We start from the raw sequence: 24,324 nt of genomic DNA, 5'->3' as shown, positions 1-24,324 counted from the left end.
CGCGAGCGATGGCGATGAAATGCGCGTGCATTATTGATCATTGGCCGAATGCCGAGTACAAAACCCTGTGCCTTTTTGATCGTGCAAGGAGCAACGGATGCTGAAACTACACACCGAACGGCTTTATCTGCGGACCCTGTTCGCCAGTGACTGGCCGTTGTTTCTGAGGCTGCACTCCGAGCCTCAGACGATGCAGTACGTCTTCGGGGAAATCGAAGAAGCACAAGTTCGCAAAGGCTTTGATCATCGCCTCCCGGTGTGGACGCCAGAGTCCGATCACTGGCTGTGCCTGGTGGTCGTCGACAAGCAGAGCGGCGTGGAGCTGGGGGTTAGCGGCTTTCGCATCATGTCGCCAGGGCATGCCGAAGTGGGCTGTCTGTTGCTGCCGGAACATCAAGGCAAAGGCTTCGGCACCGAATCCCGCCGGGCAATCATCGACTACGCTGCCGCCATCGGCCTCGATTCACTGGAATCGACCGTGACCGATGGCAACATTGCCTCCTGCAAGGTGCTGGAGAAATGCGGTTTCTCTTTCGAACGCCGCGTCCCGCAGGCCTATCAAATCGGCGATCAGTGGTTCGACGACCTGATATACCACCTGCCACTGCGCTGATGAAGCAGCTGACCGGCGTTCGCCGGTCAATCGCAAACGCCTTCAGGCCTGGGGCCGCCCTCCGAGAATCGTCACTCGCTCGCCATAGCGCGAGTGCGGGAAGTAATCCCACACCGCGTGATGCTGGGTGCAGCGGTTATCCCAGAACACCAGCGTGTTGGGCTCCCAGCGCACGCGGCAACTGAGACAGGGTTCACGGGCGATCAGGTCGAACAGCATGTTCAGCAGCGTGCGGCTCTCTCCTGCGGACAGTTGCACGATATGCGAGGTGAAACCGGAATTGACGAACAGGCTGCGGCGTCCGGTTTCAGGGTGGCGAACCACCACAGGGTGCTCGCTTTTGGGAAGGTTGGCAGGCGGCTGATAGCCCTTCCACGGAATCTCGCCATCGTGAATGGCCGTCAGTTCGCCAAGAAACGCCTGCATCGCAGGCGAGAGCATTTCTATGGCCAGGTGCATGTTGGCAAACAGCGTGTCGCCACCGGTTCCAATGGCGGGCGTCTCTTTTACATACAGCATCGAGCCCATCGACGGTTCCAGGTCGGCGGTGCCGTCGGTGTGCCACAGCTCGCCAGCAGCGAAGCGTGACTGGGCGTTGGCGCGCACCACGACCAGCTCCGGGTCATCGCCATCAATGCTTTCTACCGGCAAGGCACGTAACGGTCCAAACAGCCGGCCAAAGGCTTTGTGCTGTTCGACCGTCAGGTGCTGATCACGAAACACCAGCACGTGGTTTTCCAGAAAGGCACGACGGATTTCCGTCAGTTGCTCCTCACCCGGAGGCTGCGACAGGTCGACCCCGCTGACCTCTGCACCGATTATGGGTGTCAGGCGGTTGACCGTGATGCTGTGATACGGCGCGCGAGGCGCCCCCGCGATGCCTTCGATGGCCTTGAGTGCCATTTGATCCATGATCCCTCACCCTTGAATGGTTGGCATGGCCGATCACCATGTCCGTAACTGGTTTACCGGGACATCAGCCCCGTCTGAAAAGCGTGCCGGTAACGCGTTCAGCCCTCCCCCGCTGGCAGGTCTGCGTTGATCATCTCGGCAATCAATTGCGCCCACGGCGCTGCGACAATGCTGTAATGATCAGTATCCAGAGGCTGCCAGCTCAGCAGGTGCGGCAACAGGTCCTGCCAGGCACGCTGCAGGTCTGCCATTTGCCAGGCGCTGCCCATGCCATATGGATTGGGACGCGTAGCAATGAACAGTCGTGCCTTGGTATCAGGCAGTTGCGCGGGCCGATGATCAGCCATGCTCGCCATGTTGTTCTGGCAGCAGACAATCAGGCTTTGCAGGTAACGTGACGCGTCTTCGCTGGCCGTGCTGGCGGCAGTGTTGAGGGCCCGTCGTGCAGAAAACTCGCGCTGGAAGACCTGCTGAATATGTTCTTCGTCGATCCGCGCCAGCTCGGTGCCAGCGTCCGGCGCAGGCGGATCGATCAGGTACAGCAACGGCTGCTCGCAACCGTCCGCCAGCAGGTTGCACATCGCCTGCGCCACCCACGCGCCGAACGACCAGCCGGCCAGCCGCCATGCTGTGCCGTCGGGGTGATGGGCCTGCAACGCGTCGAGATATAGCTGCGCCCGTTCGGCCAGGCTGATATTCGGCAACTCGGCCAGGCGCAAGGCCGGGTCGGCAATTACCCACACACCCAGATCAGGGTGCAGCGCCGAGGCCAGCTCGCGATACGCCTGAACATCGCCGCCCACCGGATGGATCAGGTACAGGCGCTCGCGGTCAGCCCCCGCATGCCATTGGTCAATCCTCACCGCATCGGCCCATTGGTCTTCGACTGCAGCCGCACCGCCCTGCGCTGACTGCACCAGCGCCAGTACCTCGCGCAGGCTGACCTTGTGGCTGAACTGTGACAACTGGAATACCACACCCGTCGCGGCCTGCAATTCGTCGATCAGGTCCAGCAAGGTCAGGGAATCAGCGCCCAGCTCGTACAGCGAGTCATCCGGATCCAGAGCGCTTACGCCAAGCCATTTGCACAGGCAGCCATGCAGACGCTCTGGCAGACCGGTTTCTGCCGCAACGGCTGGCGCAATATCGACCAGCGTCGCCCCACCGCTATGACGAGCCGGGTAAAACTGGCGTGCGGTGTTCAGATCGGTCGTCGAAATCAACAATTGCGGTAGTTGTGCAGTCATGGCGGCGTCGAATACCCGGCAGCCCTCTTGCGCCGACATGCCGACCGCCAGGTGCCGCTGATGCGCTTCATCGCCGACGCCGCTGGCAGTGGCCATACCGGTTTCGCTCCAGATGTCCCAGTTGATACCCAGCCGCACGCAGGCATTTTCGGCATTCGGGCGGTAATGGGCGAAGCCGTCGAGCACCGCGCTGGCGGCGGCATAATCCAGATGTCCAGCGCCGCCAAACAGCGCCGACATCGATGAGCAGTACAGCACAAACCCAGGCGTCATCTGTTCGATCAACGCTTCGACCGCCAGCATGCCGCGGGTCTTGCTCGCCATCGCTTCAGACAACAGGTGAGCATCGCGCTGACGGATCAGGCTGCCCGCTCCGGTCCCGGCAGCATGGATTACCCCATCAAAGCGTCCATAACGCTCGCGCAGTTGCTCAAGCACCTTGGGCCAGCGTGCCAAATCGGCGATATCCGCCTGAACGCTATCGATACGCGCGGCATAATCGCGCAGCTCCTGCGGACACTCCCCACGGCGTGACAACAGCACCACCCGCCGCTGGCTTGATTGCAGAAAGTGTTCGCACAACGTACGGCCGATACCGCCTGCACCGCCGAGCACCAGAAACGTGCCATTTACCGGCAGCAGATTCGAAACGACCGTTGGCAGCGCGAGCGAGCTGGGCTGCAACTGTGGCTGCCACAGGTAACCGTCACGAATGGCCATGCGCCGTGGCAGCGACGTCGGCTCGGCGAGCAGCGTCGCCAGTTGCCGAGCCTGCGTGCCCCATTGCGCAGTGGGCAGATCCAGCCAGTGACAGCGTATCGGGTACTCCTGCGGGACCACTTCGGTAATACCTGCCAGCGCCGCCAGTTCCGGACGCATGACCTGACCATTTACCGGGCACGCCTGCCAGGACAGCAGCCAGAGTCGCAAAGCGGTCTTCTGTGCGCGTTGCCCCCAGGCCTGCAAAAACGCGCTGACCGTGTCCAGACACGCCCATTGCGCGGCGGCAAGGCTTTGCTCGTTGACCACCCCGGCAACCGAGAGTGGCAAGGCATGCAGCCAGTCGAGTTCGGTCGCCGCCTGCCCACTCTGATCAAGTTCGGCGATCAATCGGCTAAACGCCAGCGGGTCCAGTGGATCGAGCTCATAACGGTTCGGGCCAAGCTGCTGATAGCCATTACCGGCCTGCACCTCGATGACGTGCCGATAAACGCCCTGCAGGCTGCCAAGCAGTGCGGCATCAATGCGCTCGTGACTGCACACCACCAGCCTGTCGCGACGCTCGCCAATCGGTTGTGTGCCCAGACGACGCACCCGCTGCCACTGACGCTGATAAAACCAGTCCGCCATCGGCTGGCGCTCAGCGGTTTGCGGCGGCTGCGGCTCGACAGCGGCGGATGGCTTGAAGCGGAAGGTCTGCAAGTCGAACGCCGAGGGCGGCAAGTTCCACGGTGGCGGTGCCGAACGCGTCGCCACCTCGATACTGGCTCCCGCGTACCAGGCTTCCAGCAACGCCTGCGGCGAGTGTTCACTGGCCTTCAGACGCACGTCCGAGACCGTCACCCGTTTGATCGAAGAAGGTTGCAAGCGCAGCGTGTGACCCGGCTGGCAGATCACCGCAAAGCGCCAGGGCAACGCGCGCCGTCCGTTTTGCAGGTAACGCAGCAGTGCGGTCTGTTGTTCGGGAAAGGTATTGAGCCACGCATCGATTGCCGCGACGTCCCGCTCCAGCGCTGTACGGCTGTGCGCCGACAGCAGCAGGCACGGCGGGCATTCCTCGGCGCTGTCTGCCTGCGATGGCGGCGCGCCGACAATCACATGCGCGTTGGTGCCGCCGATACCGAAACTGCTCACCCCGGCCAGCCGCCGACGGCCTTCGGGCCATGGCCGTGAGGTGGTGGGTATGTAGATCGGTGAGTGCTGCAGGTCGATTTGCGGGTTGATCCGGGCAAAGCCCAGATTGGGCGGGATCACACCATGAAATACCGCAAGCGTCGCACGAATCAGCCCGACTACACCCGCCGCCGCGCCCAGATGGCCGACCTGGCTTTTCACTGAAGCCAGAGCGCAACTGGCAGCGGGCGTTGCACCGAACGCCTTGCTCAGTGCCGCCACTTCAATAGGGTCGCCCAGCAGCGTGCCTGTGCCGTGGGCCTCGATGTAGCCCATGTCAGCCCCTGTGACACCCGCCTTGCGCAGGGCCTCGCTGATCACCGCGCTCTGCCCCGCCACCGAAGGCGCGGTGTAGCTCATCTTGGCCCGGCCATCGTTGTTCAGCGCAGAGGCCTCGACCAGCGCATAGATTCGGTCGCCATCGGACTGGGCGCGGGCCATCGGTTTGAGCACCACCACCCCATAGCCGCTGGCCCCGATGGTCCCGCTGGCATCGTCACTGAAAGGACGGCACAGCCCGTCACGAGAGAAAATGTGTTGCGGGCGATAACGGTAGCCATTCGTCAGAGTCGGGTCGACGAGCACCCCGGCGGCCAGCATTACATCACTGTCGCCCTGGCGCAGCATCGCCGCCGCAAGGTGCACGGCAATCAGCGAACTGCCGCACGCTGCCTGAACACTCAGCGCCGGGCCGCCGAGGTCCAGGTGGTACGCCGCCTTGGTGGCCAGAAAGTCCTTGTCGTGGTGCAACGCCATCTGAAAGCCGTCCGGCAGATCACCCTCGGCGGTTTCACGCAGCATCTGCTGGAAATACGTGGTTTCGCCGCAACTGGCGATCAGGCCAATGCGTGGGCCGTCGGCTGTGGGCGTGATTGCAGCATGTTGCAGCGCCTGCACACAGCCCATCAACAGGTGCCGCTGTTGCGGGTCCATCAGCCGTGCTTCCTGAAGGCTGATGCCGAAGTATTCCGGGTCGAAATCCAGCATTCTCGCCAATTGACTACGCGCGCCGACCAATCCATCGGCGGCGTCGAACAGCTCGATGCCCAACTGGTTTCCCTGGACCATTGCCCAGAACTCGGCAAGGTTGCCCGCCCCCGCCACATTCACCGACATGCCGATGATTGCCATCGGCTGTTCGTCAGCTTCGGGCCCTTGCGTACGCGCCACCGAGACCGATGGGGAGGCCGAAAGGTGCTGCGCCAGACGGCGCACGGTGACATGTTCGAACAGCGCTGCCATCGCCACTGGTTGTGCCAGTTGTTCGTTGAAACGGGCATGCAGGCGCATCAGCCCGAGGCTGGTGGCACCGGCCTCGAAGAAGGTCTGATCAAGCTCGATATCACGGCCGATGACCGCCACGAACAACTCGCTCAGTTGCTGTTCAAGCGCGCTCAGCGGCACTTGCGCAAGTGCACTGCGACGCCGTGGCAGTGCCTCGCCCACTGAACCCAACGCCTTTCGGTCGATCTTGCCGCTGGGCGTACGCGGCCAGGCATCGACACAGCGGTATTCGTCGATACGCACATGCGCAGGCAAGTGCAGCGTGACCTGGCGATCCAACTGCTGCACGTCAGGCGGCGTGCCTTTGACCTGCAACCAGGCCACCAGACGCGGCGGCTCGCCGTGCATGGCCACCACCGCATTGCTTACCTGAGCGTCCTGCATCAGTGCGGCTTCGATCTGCCCAAGCTCAAGACGCTGGCCACTGACCTTGACCTGTTGGTCGTCACGGCCAAGGTAGTGCAGGCAGGCATCGGCATCAGCCCGGGCGAGGTCGCCGGTGCGATAGAACAGCATGTTGCCCTCGGGCTGCGGCAACTCGACAAACCGCGCGGCATTCAGCGCCGGGTCGGCCAGGTAGCAGCGCGAAATCATCGGCCCCGCGACCAGCAGATACCCCCGGCTGCCACCTGGCACTGGCTGGTCGTGTTCGTCCACCAGCAGCAGCCGCGCGTTGTTCACCGCCAGCCCGATAGGCGCTCGCAGTGGCCAGTCCTGAACCGCCGCTGGCAAACGCCAGGCGCTGACCACGTGGGTTTCGGTCGGCCCGTAATGATTGAACAGACGCGCCTGCGGCATGCCACCAAACCAGCTGCGCAGTGCATCGGTGCAGAGCAGTTGCTCGCCGGCCGTGATCACCTCACGCAACGCCTGCGGGTAAACGCCCTGGCTGACTGCCGTCTGCGCCAAGTGCTGCAAGGCCACGCACGGCAGGAACAACCGCTCGATGCGCGCTTGCTGCAGATAACTCAACAATGCCTGGGCATCCTGCCGCCAGCGTGGGTTGATCAGGTGGTAGCAGCCACCGCCGCAAAGCGTGCTGAAAATCTCCTGAAACGACACATCGAACGACAGCATGGAAAATTGCAGGGTCACCGACCTGGCTGGCAACTGACCTTGGTTACGCTGCCAGTGCAACAGGTTGCAGAGGGTTCGGTCCGGTACCTGAACGCCTTTCGGCGTACCCGTCGAGCCGGACGTGAACAGCGTGTACAACGGTCGCTCGCCCGCGTGACGGCGACGTTCGAATGACCGTGGCGCAGCGCTCAGGTCGACCCGATGACGGGCCACCCGACCAGCGCTCAGTTCATCCAGTGCCGCCTCGGTGGCTGTGCTGTACAGCAGGCAACACGGTTGTGCCTGCTGCATGACCTGACGCTGCACCGCCAGCGGATAGCCAGGGTCCAGCGGCACGGCCGTGAGGTTGAGTCTGGCCAGCGCCAGCAAGGCCACGATGTGCTCGACCGACGCTTCGAGGTACAGCACCACTTGCTGCGGTGCGTCATACCCTTCCGGTAATGGGCATTGCTCGACCAGGGTCGCCGCCAGCGTGTCGGCCAGCGCATCCAGTTCGGCATAGCTGATACGCTGCTGATCCGCGACCAGTGCCAGGGCATCCGGTGTGCAATTGACCTGATGTTCGAACCAGTCGGCCAGGGTGCCGAATGGCGCCGCATCGCTGCCACCCTGACTGGCGGGCGGCAGGCTGAAGCGGTAAGGCGTGAGCAGATCGTCAAGGATGGCCGCGGGTTTTTCCAGGAGCAGATCAAGGCCCTGTTGAAACACCTGGTTGACGGCGGTCATTTGCGCGGCGTCGAAATAGCTGCACTGGTATTCCCACCAGCATTCCAGCTGTGAACCGGCATCGACCACTGACAAAGTCAGCGGGCATTTGGCCTGCACGGTCTCGGTGAGTTCGAACGTCGCTCGCAAGCTGGTACGAGCGAGTCTGGCGTAGTCGGTGTTTTCCAGCACGAACATGAAATCGAACAACGCACTGCTCGACGACAGCCGCAGGTCTTCGACCAGATCAGCCAGGGCGACGTCCTGCAAGGCCAGCACCTCGCGCACTGTGCCAGTCTGGCGGTGCATCTGCTGGTCGAGCGTCATGCTGTTGTCGAACGCCGTCGGGATCAGCACGGTGTTGGCAAACATGCCGATTGCGTCTTCGAACTCGGTCAATGGACGGTTGGAGACCGGGCTGGCGATTCGCGGCCGTTCGCAGCCGGTCAGCGCGTACACGCTCCAAGCATAAACGCTGAACAACACTTCATAGCGGGTGACGCGTTGCTGGCTGCAAAACCGATCCAGTGCGGCGCTGCGCATGGCACCCAGCGGCTGGCGGTACAGCCGTGCCTGCGGGCCTGGTTCGCGAACCGCCACCAGCGGTGGAGAACATGCTGGCTGCTGGCGATGCAACCCGGCCAAGGCACGGCGCTGGTCGCGATAGCGCGGGTCGACACGCCATTGCCGCTGCCAGAGCGCAAATTCCAGCGTGCCCAGCCCAGGCAAAGGCTCGGCACTCGCCCGCCCGTGCAGCGCATCGTCGTACAGTTGCACCAGATCATCGAACAACAGGTTCATCGACCAGCCATCAATGACAATGTGGTGCAGGTTCATCAGCAAGCGACAGCTGCCATCGGCAAACGGCAATAGCCAGGCCTGGCACAGGGCTGATGTCGCCAGATCGAAGGGTGTATCGAATACCAACGTCGCGAAGCTGCGCCAGGTCTGTTCGCTGAACGCCCCCACAGCAAAGGTGCGGCACAGCACGTCACGCTCGCAAACCTCCTGATACAGCCCGTCGGCCGCGGACACGAAGGCCGTACGTAACCCGCTGTGTCGGGCCAGCAGGCGTTGCACGGCTTCGGCCAACGCAGGCAACTGAATGCCTGCCGCAAGGTGCAGAATGAGCGGCACGTTATAGGCCGTGGCTTGCGGCGTGCGTTGCTGCATCAGCCACAGGCGGCTTTGCTCGGCAGTGGCTGGCGCACGCCCGACCCTGTTGACGGGTGGCGCGGGTGGATAGGCAGACGCAGCGCCCTGTTCATCGCTCAGGCGTTCGGCCAGTGCTGCGAACGATTCGCCCAGCACCGCGCCCAGCATAATTTCGCGTCGCCAGTGCGTGCGGATTGCAGAGCGCAGGCGCATGGCCTTGAGAGAGTCGCCACCACTGCCCAGCCAGTCATCCTGGCTGTTGAGGTCGGGCTGTGCCAACAGCCTGCGGGCCTGGGTCAACAGCCAGTCCAGTGCGGGCGAGTGCTGATCGTCAGGCAGTGAGCAGGCTTGCGGTCGCCAGGGTTTCAAGGGCTGCTCCAGCAGCGCACGCTGATCGACCTTGCCATTGGCAGTCAGCGGCAGACGCTCAAGCAGAAACAGCTGATGCGGGCGCATCCATACCGCCAGGTGTTCACGCAGGTGCTGGTCCAACTCGCGATAGTCCAGGCCTTCGCGTGGCACGATGAACGCCAGCAACTGATGGTCTTCGGCCGTTTGCCTGCGGGTACAGACATGCGCCTGCGCTACCCGCGGATGGTCCAGAATGCGTTGTTCGACCTCGCCCGGCTCGATACGAAAACCGCGCACCTTCACCTGTCGGTCGATGCGGCCCAGGTACTCGATCAGCCCCTCGGCATTGACCCGTACCTGATCGCCGGTGCGGTAATAAAGAGTGTCTGCAGCGTCGAGCGCGGGCAGGCGCACGAAACTGTGTTCGGTCTCTGCCGGACGGTGGCGGTAACCCCGTGCCACCCCGCTGCCACTCAGGTAAAGCTCGCCCGCCTCGCCGACAGCAACCGGTCGCTGTTCCGGGCTCAGCACACGCACGCCTGTGTCAGGCAATGGCCGGCCAATTGGTACCGTATCACCGGTAAAGTCTCGGGCAATGGGATGGCACAGCGCAAAGGTGGTGCATTCAGTGGGACCGTAGGCGTTGAAAATCCGGCAACGGCTGTCGGGATTGGCCTGATACCAGGCACGCACCGCAGCGGCGCTGACTTGCTCGCCGCCGATCAGTACCTGGCGCAGGCTGGCAAAACAGCCAGGGTCATCCGCACTCAGCGTGTTGAACAGCGAAACGGTCATGAACAGGTTATCGACCTGTTGTGTTTCCAGCACTGTGGCCAGCAGCCGTGCGTCCTGCAGGTCTGCGTCGGCAATGATGACGCAGCAACCGCCATTGAGCAGCGGTGCCCACAGTTCGAAGTTACAGGCGTCAAACGCCGGATTGGACAGGCAGCCAAAACGGTCGCCTGCACGAATCTCGATGTAACTGTCGGCCCGGGCCAGACGCAACAGGCCGCGCTCGCCCACTTCCACTGCCTTGGGTGTGCCGGTAGTGCCCGAGGTGTAGAACAGAAAACTCAGCTCGGCGAAGTCATCCGGCACAGGTTGTGGCGGCTGATCAGGGTAATCCAGCAGCGCCTCGACGCTGATGTGCCAGCCACGCAGCGTCGAAACGGCATCAGAATCTTCGCTCAGGGTGACCAGCCCGACACACCCCCCATCGTCCAGCATCAGTTCCCGACGCCGTAGCGGGCTGGCCCGATCCAGCGGCACCACGACGCCCCCCACTTTCAAGGCGGCCATGATCGTCGCCACCCACTGCCAGCCACGCGGCATGCACAGGGCAAGCGGATCACCGCGGCCTGTGCCTTGTGCCAGCAACCCCTTGGCGATGCGCTCACTGGCGCTGGCCAGTTGCGCGTAGGTCAGCCGTACGTGCTGATCGATCACCGCCAGTGCCTCGGGATCGCGTCGCACCTGCTCGGCAAAGCGCGACAGCAGAGTTGCGGGTTGCCGGGCCATACCCTCCTTGTGGCTGCTCATCATTGCGCCTCCTGCGTGTCGAAACGTTGCAATTCCTGCCTGAGCGTCTGCGAGACCCGATGCACCTCGGCACTTTCCAGCATGTCCCAGTGCCCGCCGTGCACCAGCCTGGCTCGATAACCGTTGCCCGCGCGGCGACGCCAGAAGCTGCGCAACTCGTGCAACTGCGCGCGGCTGAAACCTTCACGGGCCTGAATCAGCACGACGCGCCCGGCGTGCGGCTCGCATTCGTAAGCGGCCATGGCCAGGCGGTTGTGGTTGTAGAGGTGGAAATAACGCTCGACCTGCGCGTCTTCGATACCGGGGTACATGCCGTTGAAGCGCACCAGCTTGTCGCGAAATTCAGCCATGTCGACGGTGCCGATCTGTTGCCGAAAGCCTGGGTCATCCGAGCCCTGGGTATCGAGCAGCACCACCGTGACCTGACGATTGCCAGCAGCCGTCAGGCGCCGGGCCATTTCGTAGGCCACCAGACCGCCGAACGACAGCCCGGTGAGTATCAGCGGTTGTGACGTCAATGGCGCGATGCGCCGCAGATAGGCGTCGGCCATCGCTTCGACGCTCGGCTCGGTGCTCTCTCCAGGGTTCAGCCCCGGCGATTGCACGCCGTACACACCGATAGCGTCCGGCAGTTCCTTGGCCAGCGACAGGTAGCAAAACGCCGTGCCGCCCGCCGGGTGAATGCACACCACGTTACGTTGCCCGGCACCACGGCGGAATTCGATCAGGTTGCCCTGTGCCGAAGTCAGGCTGGCCCCGGTACGCAGCCAGCCGCCCAGCGCCTCGATGGTCGGATGGCCGATGATCACACGCACCAGCACTTCGACTGCGAAGGCCCGGCCGATCTCGTAGGCCATCTTGATCGCCGCAATCGATGTCCCGCCAACGTTGAAGAAGTTGTCGCGAATGCCAATCTGCGGCACCAGCAGCAGATCTTTCCAGATCTGATACAGCGTCAGCTCGATATGGTCTCTGGGGCTGCCGAGGTTGACCTGCCGTTCGGCCAGGTCCTGATCGGCCAGTGTCGCGAGAGCCACACGGTCGACCTTGCCATTGACCGTCAACGGCAAGGCGTCCAGCCACAGATAAGCGCTGGGCATGACGGCGCTGGACAGGGTCGTCGCCAAGTGAGCCCGCAGCGCGGACTCGTTCACTGCGCCGTCGGCGACACAGCACGCCACCAGACGCTGGTTCTGCGCGGTATCGCCAACGATCAGTGCCACACTGCTACGGATGCCGGGAAACAAGTCGAGCCGCGCTTCGATTTCACTCAACTCCAGGCGGATGCCGCGCAGCTTGACCTGAAAGTCGTTGCGGCCGAGAAACTCCAGCTGACCGTCCGGACGATAACGCGCCAGATCGCCGCTGCGGTACAACCGGTCACCGGCAACGAACGGGTTATCGATAAACCGTTCGGCAGTGAGCTCGTCCAGCCCCAGATAACCCCGTGCAACGCCGACCCCACCAATGTGCAACTGACCGGTGACCCCGACCGGCACCGGCGCATCACGCTCGTCGAGCACGTAAAAACGGGTGTTGGCGATAGGTCGGCCGATGGGCAGTTGGCGCGGCGGAACCTCTGCGCCAGGCTGCAGCGTCCAGACACTGCTGATCACTGTGGTTTCGGTCGGGCCATAGACATTGTGCAAGCGGGCATGCGGCAGACGCTTCTGAAACAGTCTGGCCACTGCGGGCGACAGCTCCCCGCCGCCACTGAACACATCCTTCAGGGTGTGACAGGCGCTGACCTCTTCGACCTCCAGAAACAGTTGCAGCATGGCCGGGACAAATACCATCGCGGTGACGCTTTGTTCACGCACCACCTGAGCCAGATAACCGGGTTCGAAATGCCCGCCGGGACGGGCGATGACCAGTCGGCCGCCCGTCAGCAGCGGCCAGAAGAGCTCCCAGGCGGAAGCGTCGAAACCGAATGGAATCTTGTGCAGCATGCTTCCGGATTCGCCACAGAACTGCTGACACCAGAGCAGCAGGTTGCTCAGCCCCTGGTGCGTGACCATCGCCCCTTTGGGCAGGCCGGTAGTGCCCGAGGTGTAAAGCACGTACGCCAGATGGTCGGCGTTGACCCTGACACGCTGCGGGTCTGGATTGTCTGGCGAGCATTGAGCCCAGAGCACGGCATCAGCCTGCACATCGAGGATCGGCACCTCGCAGTCTGCACCTTGCAGGGCCTCGCGGAGAATCTTGCGCGTCGGCCCGAGAGCAAGCAACACCACCGGGCAAGTGTCGTCGAGAATATGACGCAAGCGTCCTGATGGATAGTCCGGGTCCAGCGGCACATAGGCGCCACCGGCCTTGAGCACAGCCAATAAAGCCACCGGCAGTTCCAGCGAGCGCTCGATACAGACGGCTACACGCACATCCGGGCCGACGCCAAGGGTGAGCAAGTGCTGCGCCAGTCGGTTGGCCTGGCTGTTGAGCTGGCTGTAACTCAGTGACCGACCTTCGAAAATGACAGCGCACTCATCATCGCGACGCGCTACCTGAGCTTCGATCAGGCGATGCACGCAATCGACAGGCTGCGTCAGCGCTGCCGGGCTGTTCCAGTCGTGCAGAATCTGTTCACGTTCGGCGTCAGTGATCAGCGTCAGTGCGCCAACCGGCTGTTTCGGGTCCAGCGCAACCTGCTCCAGCAGGTGTCGATAATGTCCACTCAGGCGCTCGATGCTGGCCTGATCAAACAGATCAGTGTTGTATTCCACCAACAGGTTCAGCGCACCGTCGCGCTCGACCCATTCGAAGGCCAGGTCGAACTTGGCCGTGGCACTGCCGGTGCCATATGGCGTCATGCTCAGCCCCGGCATCTGCACAGCGGTACCCGGGGTGTTCTGTAGCACCATCATCACCTGAAACAACGGCGAATAACCGGTATCACGCTGTGGGTTGACGGCCTCGACCACCCTGTCGAAAGGCACATCCTGATGGGCGTGGACATCCAGCAGCGTGGCACGTACCTCGCGCAACAGTTCAGCAAAGGTCTGCTGCGCATCGAGACGCTGGCGAATCACCTGGGTGTTGACGAAATGGCCGATCAGAGACTCGATTTCAGGACGGCTGCGGTTGGCAAACGGCGTACCGATGCACAGGTCCCGCTGACCGCTGTGGCGCCACAGCAGCACGGAAAGCGCGCCGATCAACACGTTGAACAGCGTGCCCTGGGTTTGTCTGGCCAGTGCATTAAGACCGCGCAAGGTGCTGCCATCGACTGTCGAGCTGAAGGTCGCCCCAGCGTAACGCTGCACGGTCGGGCGTGGTCGGTCGGCAGGCATGTCGAGCAGCGGCGGCGCGTCGGCCAGCGTGCGCTGCCAGAAAGCCAGTTGCCCCGCCAGCGCCTCGCCGCTCAGACGCTGTTGCTGCCAGCAGGCGTAGTCGGCGTACTGCACCGCCAGCGGTGCCAGACTGGACGCCTGACCGCGCAGAAAATCGCCATACAAGGTGCTCACTTCGTGAAGGATCACCCCCATCGACCAGCCATCGGCGATGATGTGGTGCACGCTGTACAGCCACAGATACTCGTCATCGGCCAGACGCCGCAGCGAAGCCCGCAACAGCGGGCCGCTGGCCAGGTCGAATGGCGCTTTGGCCTCCCGATCGACAGCCATTCCGACCTGCACTTCACGCGCCTCTGGCGACAGGTCACGCAGGTCGACCTTCGGCATCGCCAGCGCCATCACCGGGTGCACGATCTGCCGTGGCTCGCCGTCCACACTGGCAAACGTGGTGCGCAGCATTTCGTGGCGCATGATCAATTCGTTCAGCGCCTTTTCCAGCACCGGCACATCCAGCGTGCCCTTCAGCAAGATCGCAGTGGGAACGTTATAGAACGCATTGCCCGGTTCCATCTGGTCGAGAAACCACAGCTGGCGTTGCGAAAAGGACAGCGGCAGCGCCGTTAGCCCGACAGCACGACGGGGGATCGCCGCCGGGTCGGTGCCGCTCAGCAAAGCGATCAGCTCTGCCTTGTGTTGCTTGAGTGCCTGCAACATCTCGTCATTGAGAAACCCGCGCGGAGCCTTGCAACGCAGTTTTTCGCCGTCCACTTCAAGCACCACGGCATGACGACCGAACAACTCCAGCAATTGATAGGCATTCATATCTCGATCTCCTCCATGTCGCTGGCGTCGTCCGTTTGATCCGCAGCAGAAGCGAACGCCTCGATCTGCGTGCGGCGATGTTCATCAGCAGTGCGCAGGCCGCCCACCATCGAGTAGATCAACTGATGATTCGGTCCCAGTTCGAACAACGCCGACAATTGCTGCTCTTCGAACGAGCCCATGCCGCACAGGCCAAGGCCCTGCTCGACCGCAGTCATGGTCAGCAATTGCGCCATGCCTCCGGCTTCGATATGACAGAAGTCGCGACTGCGCTCGCCATACAGCGGCCGGATTGCGGCCATGTCGGCGATGAAGAACAGCGAGAACGCAGCGTTTTCGAACACCGGACGATTGACGAAGTAGTCGTAGGTGTCCGGGTCCAGCACATCACTGTCGAGCCTCAGCAGGCGGTGCTGAACCGGGTCGTAGTAATAGGCACCCGCTGCGACACCGGTTACCCGCTGCGGCTTGACGTACAGGTAGCTCTGGATCGGGTACAGACCGCCTGCGGACGGAAACTGGTATTTGACCTCTCCATCCAGTTGCCCCTGCGCCAGGCTGGCCAGCAACCCTGCAAAGGCTGCGGTCGGGATCGGCTGGGTAGCGAACTGGCGTACCGAGCGGTAATCGCTGAAGCGCCGCGCCAACGCCGGGTCATCCGGGCGCGCAAGGTCCAGCGCCGGAACCTGCGCGTTGAAGGATCGACGCCCGCGCTGGTCGGCCTTGAAGCGCGCCCGCTGCTGCGGATCTTCAATCACCTGCTCGGGCGCAGCTGCCCGTTGCCGGACGCTGTCGACCACGCTGCCATCGGCCAGAGTCTGGCGGTACATGCCGAGCAGATTGAGCAGGGTCGGCTGCGCCAGCAATTGCGCAACGTTGGGGCGGAACTGCAGCTCGCCAGACAGCGCATTGCTGATCCTGACAATGTCGATCGACGTTGCGCCCAGGTTCAGCAGATTGGCGTCGGCAGCAATCGAAGGACGCTTGAGCACGCCCTGCACAATCGTCACCAGTTGTTGCTCCTGTGGCCCTTCGACTTCAAGCGCGGGACCTGACGCCTGAGCCTGCGTTGGTTCCGGCAGGCGTTTCTTGTCGACCTTGCCGTTGGCCGACAGCGGCCATTCCTGCACGAAGGTAAACGAGCTCGGCACCATGTAGGCGGGCAACTTGTCTGCCAGGTACTGGGCAAAATCACTGGCCTGCAACGAGGGATCGGCCTTGAGTACGTAGCCCGCAAGACGCTTCTCGCCCAGCGCTTCGCCCAGCACCCGCACCACAGCGCTTTGCACGCCGGGATGGGGCGATTGAGCGCAGCTTCGATCTCGCCCAGCTCGATACGATGCCCCTGAACCTTGACCTGAGTGTCTTCCCGACCGAGAAACTCGATATTGCCATCGGGCAACCAACGGCCCAGATCGCCAGTGCGATACAGACGCTCGCCGGTCAGCGGGTGAGCGAAGAAGCTCCCGGCACTCAGGGTTTCATCGCGCCAATAGCCCTTGGCCAGACCGATACCGCCGATATACAACTGACCGGCCACCCACGTCGGGCGAACCTGCAACGCATCATCCAGCACATAGAAGCGCTGGTGATCCATTGCCTTGCCGTAGGGAATGCTGCGCCAGTTGGGATCGACCTGTTGCAACGGATACAGGATCGACCAGATGGACGCCTCGGTCGCCCCGCCCAGGCTGATCAGCTGCAAGGTCGGCTGCAACGCCCAGGCGCGTTCGGGCAGCGTCAGGGGAATCCAGTCGCCCGACAGCATCGCCACCCGCAGGCTCGACGGCAATGCACTGCGCTCGCCTTCGGCATACTCCAGCAACATGCCGAACAAGGCTGGCACCGAGTTCCACAGGCTGACCTGATGCCGCTCGATGAGCCCCAGCCAGTGCGCCGGGTCGAGGGCCTGCTGCGGTTCGAGCAGCACCACCGCCGCGCCAGCGGCCAGCGTGCCGAAGAAGTCATAGACCGACAGGTCGAAACTCAGCGACGAAACCGCCAGCACCCGGTCCGCAGCGCCGACGGCAAAGCGCCGGTTGATGTCGAGCAACGTGTTGACCGCGCCGCGATGATCGATGACCACGCCCTTGGGCATGCCGGTCGAGCCCGAGGTGTAGATCACATAGGCGAGGTCGTCTGGCGTGAGGTCTACAGCGTGCAATTCAGGCTGATCGGAAATGGCATCGCCGGAAATGACCGGGTCGGTCACGCTGATGACCTTGACCTGCTCGGGCCATTCGATGCGTTGCAACAGTGCAGGCTGAGTCAGGGCCAGACTCGCTTCGGCACGCTGCAAAATGTGCTCCAGACGCTCTGTCGGCAACGCCGGGTCGAGCGGCAGGTAGGCACCGCCTGCGTACTGGATCGCCAGGGTTGCGACGACCTGTTCCCAGCCACGTTCCATGACCACAGCGACCAGCCTGTTGGGCACCACGCCCATACGCTGAAGCCGCGCCGCCAGATGCCGCGCTTTGGCTCGCAGCTGTCGATAACTCAACTGGCGCTGCGTGCCGATCACCGCCAGCGCGTCCGGGGCAGCAAGCGCCTGACGGTCGAACAATTCGTGCATCAGCGCCGAGTCGACAGGACTGGCATCGGGCACAGGCAAGCGTGCCAGCGATATCAGCTGCGCGGTGTTGGCGCTCCAGGCATCCGGCGCCAGCAGACGGTCCAGCAGCGCGTTGTAGGCGACGAACATCTGCTCGATCATGCCCACCGGAAACAATTCGTCGATGCTGTCCCAGTTGAACAGCAGGCGCCCTTCCAGCTCCAGCAACGTGTGGTCCAGCCACACCTGCGGGGTCTGGGTGATGCTGTGCATGTGCTCGGCGTTCAGGGCGTCGGCCAGATTGAATTCGGCCAGTTCCGGTGCGGCCTCCGACAGGGTGCTGTTGAAGACAACCGGCATGGCGGTCTGCTGCACACCACGGGCCTGGGACAGCTCGCGCAGTACCCGGACCCCGCTGACCACTGAATGGTCGATGTCTTGCCACAACCTGGCCTGCACGGCACGCGCCTTGTCAGTGAAGCTGGCTGCCGCTTCAAGGCTGACTTCGAGCAAGATCAGCGAGGTGAAGTCGCCGATGATGTCATCGACATCCGCGTGCAAGGGCATGCGATTGAACAGCGGCAGACTCAAAGTGAAGCGCGGCTGTCGACTCCACAGCGCCAGCACTTCACTGAACGCGGTCAGCAGCATCACCGACGGCGTCACGGCAAATTGTCGGGCCAGCTCCTTGAGTCGCGACCACTGCTGCACCGACAGTTCGCGATCGCGGCGGGTAAAGTGCGGCTGGCTGATGCTTTCCGGCTGACACACCAGCGGCAGGTCCGGTGCGGGCGCCAGCGTAGCGACCTTCTCGCGCCAGTAGCCCAGCGCCTGTTCGTAGCGGCGGTCACTGCGCAAGCGCTGTTCGGCCAGCACGTAGTCGCGAAAGGTCAAGCCCGGCTCAGGCAGTTGCAACTGCGGGTCGGCATAAAATGCCATCAGTTCGCGCGCCAGAATCTGCGTACTCGCCGCGTCGACGATCAGGGCATCAAGGCTGATGTGCAGATGGCTGATGCCGTCATCGAGCAACGACAGACTGAACTCGAACAATGGCCAGCGACTGGCGTCCAGCACCTGATGGGACTGACGTTCGCGGGTCTCTTGCAGGGCCTGCTGCGCAGCGGCGACGGGCAAGCCGCGCAGATCACTGCGTGGCATCCGATACGTCGGTACGCTCTCCAGAACCTGCTGCGTGCCGTCGCTGCGAAACACCACGCGCAGCATGTCATGCCGCTGGATCATGCGGTTCAGCGCCTGCTCGAAACGTGGCACGTCGAGGCCGGGAATGCGCAGCTCTTCGTAGCCGTGGGCACTGACACCGCCGAGGCTGACCGAAGACTCGCGGCCAAACCAGTACGCTTGCTGGATATCGGTCAATGGAAAGGGTGCGTAACGTGCGCCGCGGTCAGCTTCAATCGGGGTAAACGGCGTTTCAACCGAATGACCTTCGCCACGCCCGAGCCGTACCTGCTCTGCCAGATCCACCAGCACCGGCGTCTTGAACAGACTGCTCAGGGACAACTGCGCGGCCATGCGCTGGTTGATCATGTAGACCATCCGCGTGGCCAGCAGCGAATGCCCGCCCAAGTCGAAAAAGTTATCGTGGAGGCCGACCTGCTCGCATTTGAGCACCTCGGCCCAGATCTGCGCCATCTGCCGCTCGGTCTCATCACGCGGGGCCACGTAAGTGCTTGCGTTCTGGCGCTCTGGCGCAGGCAGGGCTGGACGGTCAAGCTTGCCGTTGCGGGTCAGTGGCAGTTGCGCCAGAGAAACCCAGGCGGTCGGGACCATGTGTTCCGGCAGGTGGCGCTGCAGCCCGGCGCGCAGGGTTTCAGTACTTGCCAGGCCCACCACGTAAGCCACCAGACGCTGGTCGCCCGGCACGTCTTCGCGCAGCAGCACGACCGCTTCCTGCACGCCCGGCTGCTGTTGCAAAAGGCTGTCGATCTCGCCAAGTTCAACGCGAAAGCCGCGCAGCTTGACCTGCTGGTCGATCCGCCCCAGATACTGCACGTTGCCGTCGGCGTGAAACCGCGCCAGGTCACCGCTGCGGTACATGCGCGCGCCAGGCTGCGGATCGAACGGGTCCGGCAGGAAGCGTTCGGCGCTCAACGCCGAACGATTCAGGTAGCCACGGGCCAGACAGGTACCCGCGATGTACAACTCCCCGGCCACGCCGACCGGCACCGGGTTCAAGTCGCCGTCCAGCACGTACAGACGCGCATTGGCGATGGGCCGGCCAATCGGTGGCGCGTCCGGCCACTGTCCGGCTTCGTCACAGTTCAGGCTGAACTGGCTGACCACATGGGTTTCGGTCGGGCCGTACTGATTATGCAACTGCGCGCCGCCAAGGCCGCAAACAAAGGCACGCAGTTCGTCATTGATCAGCAACGCCTCGCCGGCCGTGACGATTTCACAGCCATACGCCGGACGCGCGGCATCGGCCTCGCTGAGACCGGCCAGTTGCTGGAGCACGGCAAAGGGCAGAAACGCCCGTTGTACGCCTTCGGCCACCAGCGTCGGGCGCAGTGAAGCGAGGTCCTTGCGAGCAGTTTCGCTCATCAGCACCAGGCTGCCGCCCTGACACAAGGTGCTGCAGATTTCCTGAAAGGACACGTCGAAGTTCAACGAGGCGAATTGCAACACCCGTTGCGAAACAGGTGCCTGTTCCAGTTGCCAGGCGATCAGATTGTCCAGCGCGGCACGGCTGTGCGCTACGCCCTTGGGCCGCCCGGTCGAGCCGGAGGTGTAGAGCACATAAGCCAGATTGCCGGGGCTGACGGGCACGTGTGGATTGCAATCCGAACACTGCGCCCACTGCTGCGCATCCACGTCCAGGCAGCAGATCGACAGCGTGTCGCGCAGCTGCGGCAGGTCTGCGCGCAGGGAGGCCTGAGTCAGCAGCAGGGTCGGTGCGGCGTCACCGAACATGAACGCCAGCCGCTCGGCCGGGTACGCGGGATCGAACGGCACGTAAGCGGCACCGGCCTTGAGAATGGCCAGCAAACCGATAACCATCTGCGGCGAGCGCTCCAGACACAAACCCACACGTTGCTCGGGCTTTACACCCTGCTGGATCAGGTAATGTGCCAGCCGGTTGGCAGACTGATTCAGCTCGGCATAGGTCAACGCTTGCTCATCGGCAAGCAACGCCACGGCATTGGGCACGCGCTGCACGATAGCCTCGAAGCGCGTTACACAATCGGGCTGCCGCGAGGTGTCGCGTTCAGTGCGGTTCCAGTCATGCACAATCTGGCGATGTTGCTCGGTGTTCAGCAAGGCGACCGTCGCAAGGGGCTGTTCGCTGTCCTCGACCATCTGCGTCAGGATGCGGCGCAAGTACTCGCCCATCTGCACCACGGTCTCGGGCTCATAAAGGCCCGAAGCATATTCCAGACCGCCGACTATTTGCCCGTCACGCTCGCTGAGCGCCAGTTGCAGGTCGAATTTGGCCACTGGCTGACTGCTTTGCAGCACGCTGACGTCAAGTCCGGACAACGTCAGGTCCGAATCCTGATGCTGTTCCCAGGCGAACAGCGCCTGAAAGACCGGGCTGTAAGCCAGACTGCGCGGCGGGTTGAGCACTTCCACCACCTGATCGAACGGCAGGTCCTGATGTTCCTGGGCCGCAAGCGCGACGTGAAGCGCCTGTTGCAGCCAGCTCGCCACTGTCGGGTTGGCGGAGCGGGTCATGCGCAAGGCCAGGGTGTTGACGAAGAAACCGATCAAGCCCTCCAGCTCTTGCTGGCTGCGGTTCGCCGAAGGCACACCGATAACCACATCGTCCTGCCCCGACAGGCGCATCAACAACAGCGACCAGGCGGCCAGCAGGTTCATGAACAGCGTGGTGCCTTGTTGCGTTGCCAATGCGCGCAGGCGTGCGCTCAGCGCACGGTCAAACACCAGCGGCACGAAGCCGCCACGGTAATTCTGGACCGCTGGACGTTTGTGATCGGTAGGCAACTCCAACAGTATCGGCGCACCGCTCAACGTTTCACGCCAGTAACGTCGCTGCGCTTCCAGCACTTCGCCAGACAACCACTGGCGTTGCCAGACTGCGTAATCCACGTACTGGATCGACAGGGGCGGCAATGGGTCGGCGTGTTTGTGGAGGGCTGCTTCGTACAACACCCCCAGCTCACGCGTCAGCACGCCCATCGACCAGCCATCCGAAATGATGTGGTGCTGGGTCAGCAGGAGCACGTGATCGTCTTCGGCCAGCTTCACCAGGCTGACGCGCATCAGCGGCCCGACCGCCAGGTCGAACGGCCTGCTGCCCTCCTCGCCCATCAGCTCAGGCAGACGCGCCTGGGCATCAGGCTCGCCATGCAGGTCGATGATCGGCAATGCAGCAATCGTCCCCGTCGCAGCAACCCGCTGCCGCCCCTCACCCTCGACGGCGATGAACGTGGTACGCAACGCCTCATGGCGGGCCACCAGCCGGTTGAAACTGCTTTGCAGTGCAGCCACCTGCAACGGTCCGCGCAGGCGCAGATTCAACGGCATGTGATAGGCCGCGTTGCCACCCTCCATCTGCGCCAGAAACCACAGCCGCTGTTGAGCAGACGACAACGCGTGTGCGCCGCAACGCTCTATGACTGTGATGGGCGGACGAGCGCTGCCTGAAGCGCTGCTCAGTTGCTCAGCAAACTGCCGCAGCACGGGGGCGGCAAACAGCGCAGCCGGCGACACGTCCAGACGCAATGTCTGCCGAACCTTGGCCAGCACGCGCATCACCAGCAGCGAGTGGCCGCCAAGCGCAAAAAAGTGATCCTGACGACCGACCCGCTCCACGCCCAGCACCTCGGCCCAGATAGTCGCGAGTGTCGTTTCCAGCGGGCCCTGAGCCGCCTCGAACGCGTGTTGATCGAACGCATCGGCACCCGGTTCCGGCAATGCACTACGGTCCAGCTTGCCGTTGGCGGTCAGCGGCAGCGCGTCCATGCGCACGAACGCTGCGGGGATCATGTAGTCCGGCAGGCTGAGTTGCAGGTGCTGGCGAAGGCTTTTCGGCGTCAGCCCTGCATCAGCCTGTTCGCGAAAGTAGGCGACCAGCCTGGGCACACCGACGCTGTCCTCACGCAGCACCACCAGGTTGTCACGCACGCCGGTAACTTCGGCCAGACGCGCCTCGATTTCACCCAGCTCCAGACGCAGACCACGCAGCTTGGCCTGCGAGTCATTACGCCCGAGAAATTCCAGGTTGCCGTCTGCGCGATAACGCGCCAGGTCGCCGGTGCGGTACAAGCGCTCACCGGCCACGAACGGGCTGTCGACAAAGCGTTCAAGGGTCAATTGCGGCAAGTTCAGATAACCGCGTGCGACACCTGCGCCGCCGATATACAGCTCCCCCGTAACACCTGGAGCAACCTGTTCGCCAAACGCATCGAGCAGGTAAATCCGCGTATTGGCCAACGCCCGCCCGATGGGCAGCACCGCATCAACGTGGCTGTTGCTATCGAACTCAAAACAGGTGCTGTCGATGCTTGCTTCAGTGACCCCGTAGGCCTGAACAATCTGCACGCGCTCGCCACACAGCCTGCGCAGTTGCCGCGCGCTATGGGCAGTCCAGATGTCCGATCCGCAGACCACCGTGCTCATGAACGACAGATTGCGCCCCGTCTCCTGCGCCCAGACCAGCAACGGGTTGAGCACCGCAGGCACGAAGTCCGCAAAATCGATGCGCGCCTCGCTCAACAAGCGATACAGCGCGGGCGGGTCCATCAGCGTGTCGCGCGGGCACAGAACAAGCGTGCCGCCAAAGCCCAGTGCGCGAATCAGATCGGCGCTGAACACATCGAAGGAAAACCCGGCCATTTGCAGGTGATTGAGGGGGTTGTGCAGTGCGTATAGCCGCTCCCATGCAGCGCTTACCGCCATCAGCCCGCGATGCTCGACCATGACGCCCTTGGGTGTGCCGGTCGAGCCCGAGGTGTAGATCACATAAGCCAGATGACGCGACGTGAGCCCGACCGCATGCGGGTCCGGATTGTCTACCGGCTGCGCTGCCCACAGCCGGGTATCGGCCAGATCAAGCAGCGGCGCTAATGCCGCACCACCCTCAAGCGCTGCCAACAACGCCGGACGCGCAGCTGCATGGCTCAGTAGCACGCGCGGTGCACTGTCCGCCAGCATGTGTGCCAGACGCGCTTTTGGGTAAGCGGGGTCGAGCGGTACATAAGCGCCGCCCGCCTTGAGTATCGCAAGCACGCCGACCAGCATGTCCAGCGAGCGCTCCAGGCACACACCGACGCGCACATCCGGTCCGACGCCGAGGCTGCGCAGGTAATGGGCCAGACGGTTGGCCTGGGTATTGAGCGTCGCGTAGTCAAGCGCGCCCTGTTCGAAGCGCGCGGCTATGGCGTCGGGATTGCGCCGCACCTGAGCCTCGAACAGGCCGTGTACACACCGGTTTTCGGCAAAGGGTTGCTCTGTATCGGGATGAGCGAAGCCCGTCCCGCGCGAGGAAGATTTGTCGACCATCAGGAACCACCGTCCGTGAGCAGATTATTTTTATGAACGGACAGAGGCACAGAGCGTCCCGCCCGTCAGGCACGGCATAGGAAATGCCGGATGTACCTTGAGACTCAGGGAGAAGGTGCGGCGCGTGCTCTTGCGCTCACGTCATGACCAGACATGGAAGCGCTTGGGGGGATCGCAGAGAAATGACGGGCGAACGCGGCAAGGCGCGACTCGCATACAGAAAGGGGGGTGGCTGGCTCGTTGACGAGACTGATCGCTCTGCCCTTGGAACTGACGTTTGCATACCGCGTGACCAATTGAAACCTCATCTTCCGTTTGAGGGTCAACGACGGGGAACGGCCTGCGCCGGGTGTCAGCGCCAAGGTGGACCCGATCGGCTGCGACTGCGGGGTTGTAGACCCA

Annotated in this window: 4 protein-coding genes and 1 pseudogene; 1 reads left to right on the top strand and 4 read right to left on the bottom strand. The window is 63.1% G+C overall.

Annotated elements, in window-relative coordinates; genetic code table 11:
* The first annotated feature begins 97 nt into the window (after positions 1-97).
* Positions 98-613 (top strand): GNAT family N-acetyltransferase, encoded by a 516-nt coding sequence (locus tag AC4ANE_RS09970; RefSeq protein WP_002552787.1) that lies wholly within the window; start codon positions 98-100, stop codon positions 611-613.
* 42 nt (positions 614-655) lie between these two features.
* Here the strand turns inward: AC4ANE_RS09970 and AC4ANE_RS09965 are convergent, their stop codons facing one another.
* The 4 genes and pseudogenes from AC4ANE_RS09965 to AC4ANE_RS09950 all read right to left on the bottom strand — a co-directional run bounded on the left by AC4ANE_RS09965 (position 656) and on the right by AC4ANE_RS09950 (position 23,922).
* Positions 656-1,525, bottom strand: coding sequence for a TauD/TfdA dioxygenase family protein (locus AC4ANE_RS09965; RefSeq protein ID WP_031594822.1), 870 nt, complete (start codon positions 1,523-1,525; stop codon positions 656-658).
* Between the two features lie 98 nt (positions 1,526-1,623).
* Positions 1,624-10,776, bottom strand: a complete 9,153-nt coding sequence (locus tag AC4ANE_RS09960; protein WP_031594821.1) for a hybrid non-ribosomal peptide synthetase/type I polyketide synthase — start codon at positions 10,774-10,776, stop codon at positions 1,624-1,626.
* Entirely contained in the window at positions 10,776-14,888 is a 4,113-nt protein-coding gene (locus tag AC4ANE_RS09955) for a non-ribosomal peptide synthetase (RefSeq protein WP_002552783.1), read from the bottom strand. Before AC4ANE_RS09955 ends, AC4ANE_RS09960 begins: the two co-directional genes overlap by 1 nt.
* Positions 14,885-23,922, bottom strand: a pseudogene (locus AC4ANE_RS09950) (non-ribosomal peptide synthetase). The gene AC4ANE_RS09955 and the pseudogene AC4ANE_RS09950 overlap by 4 nt, the downstream one beginning before the upstream one ends.
* Positions 23,923-24,324 lie beyond the last annotated feature (402 nt).

This window comes from Pseudomonas sp. Pme6b, from assembly GCF_058129925.1.
Note: the sequence above shows the minus strand (reverse complement) of the source record. Positions and strands in the feature narration are given on the sequence as shown.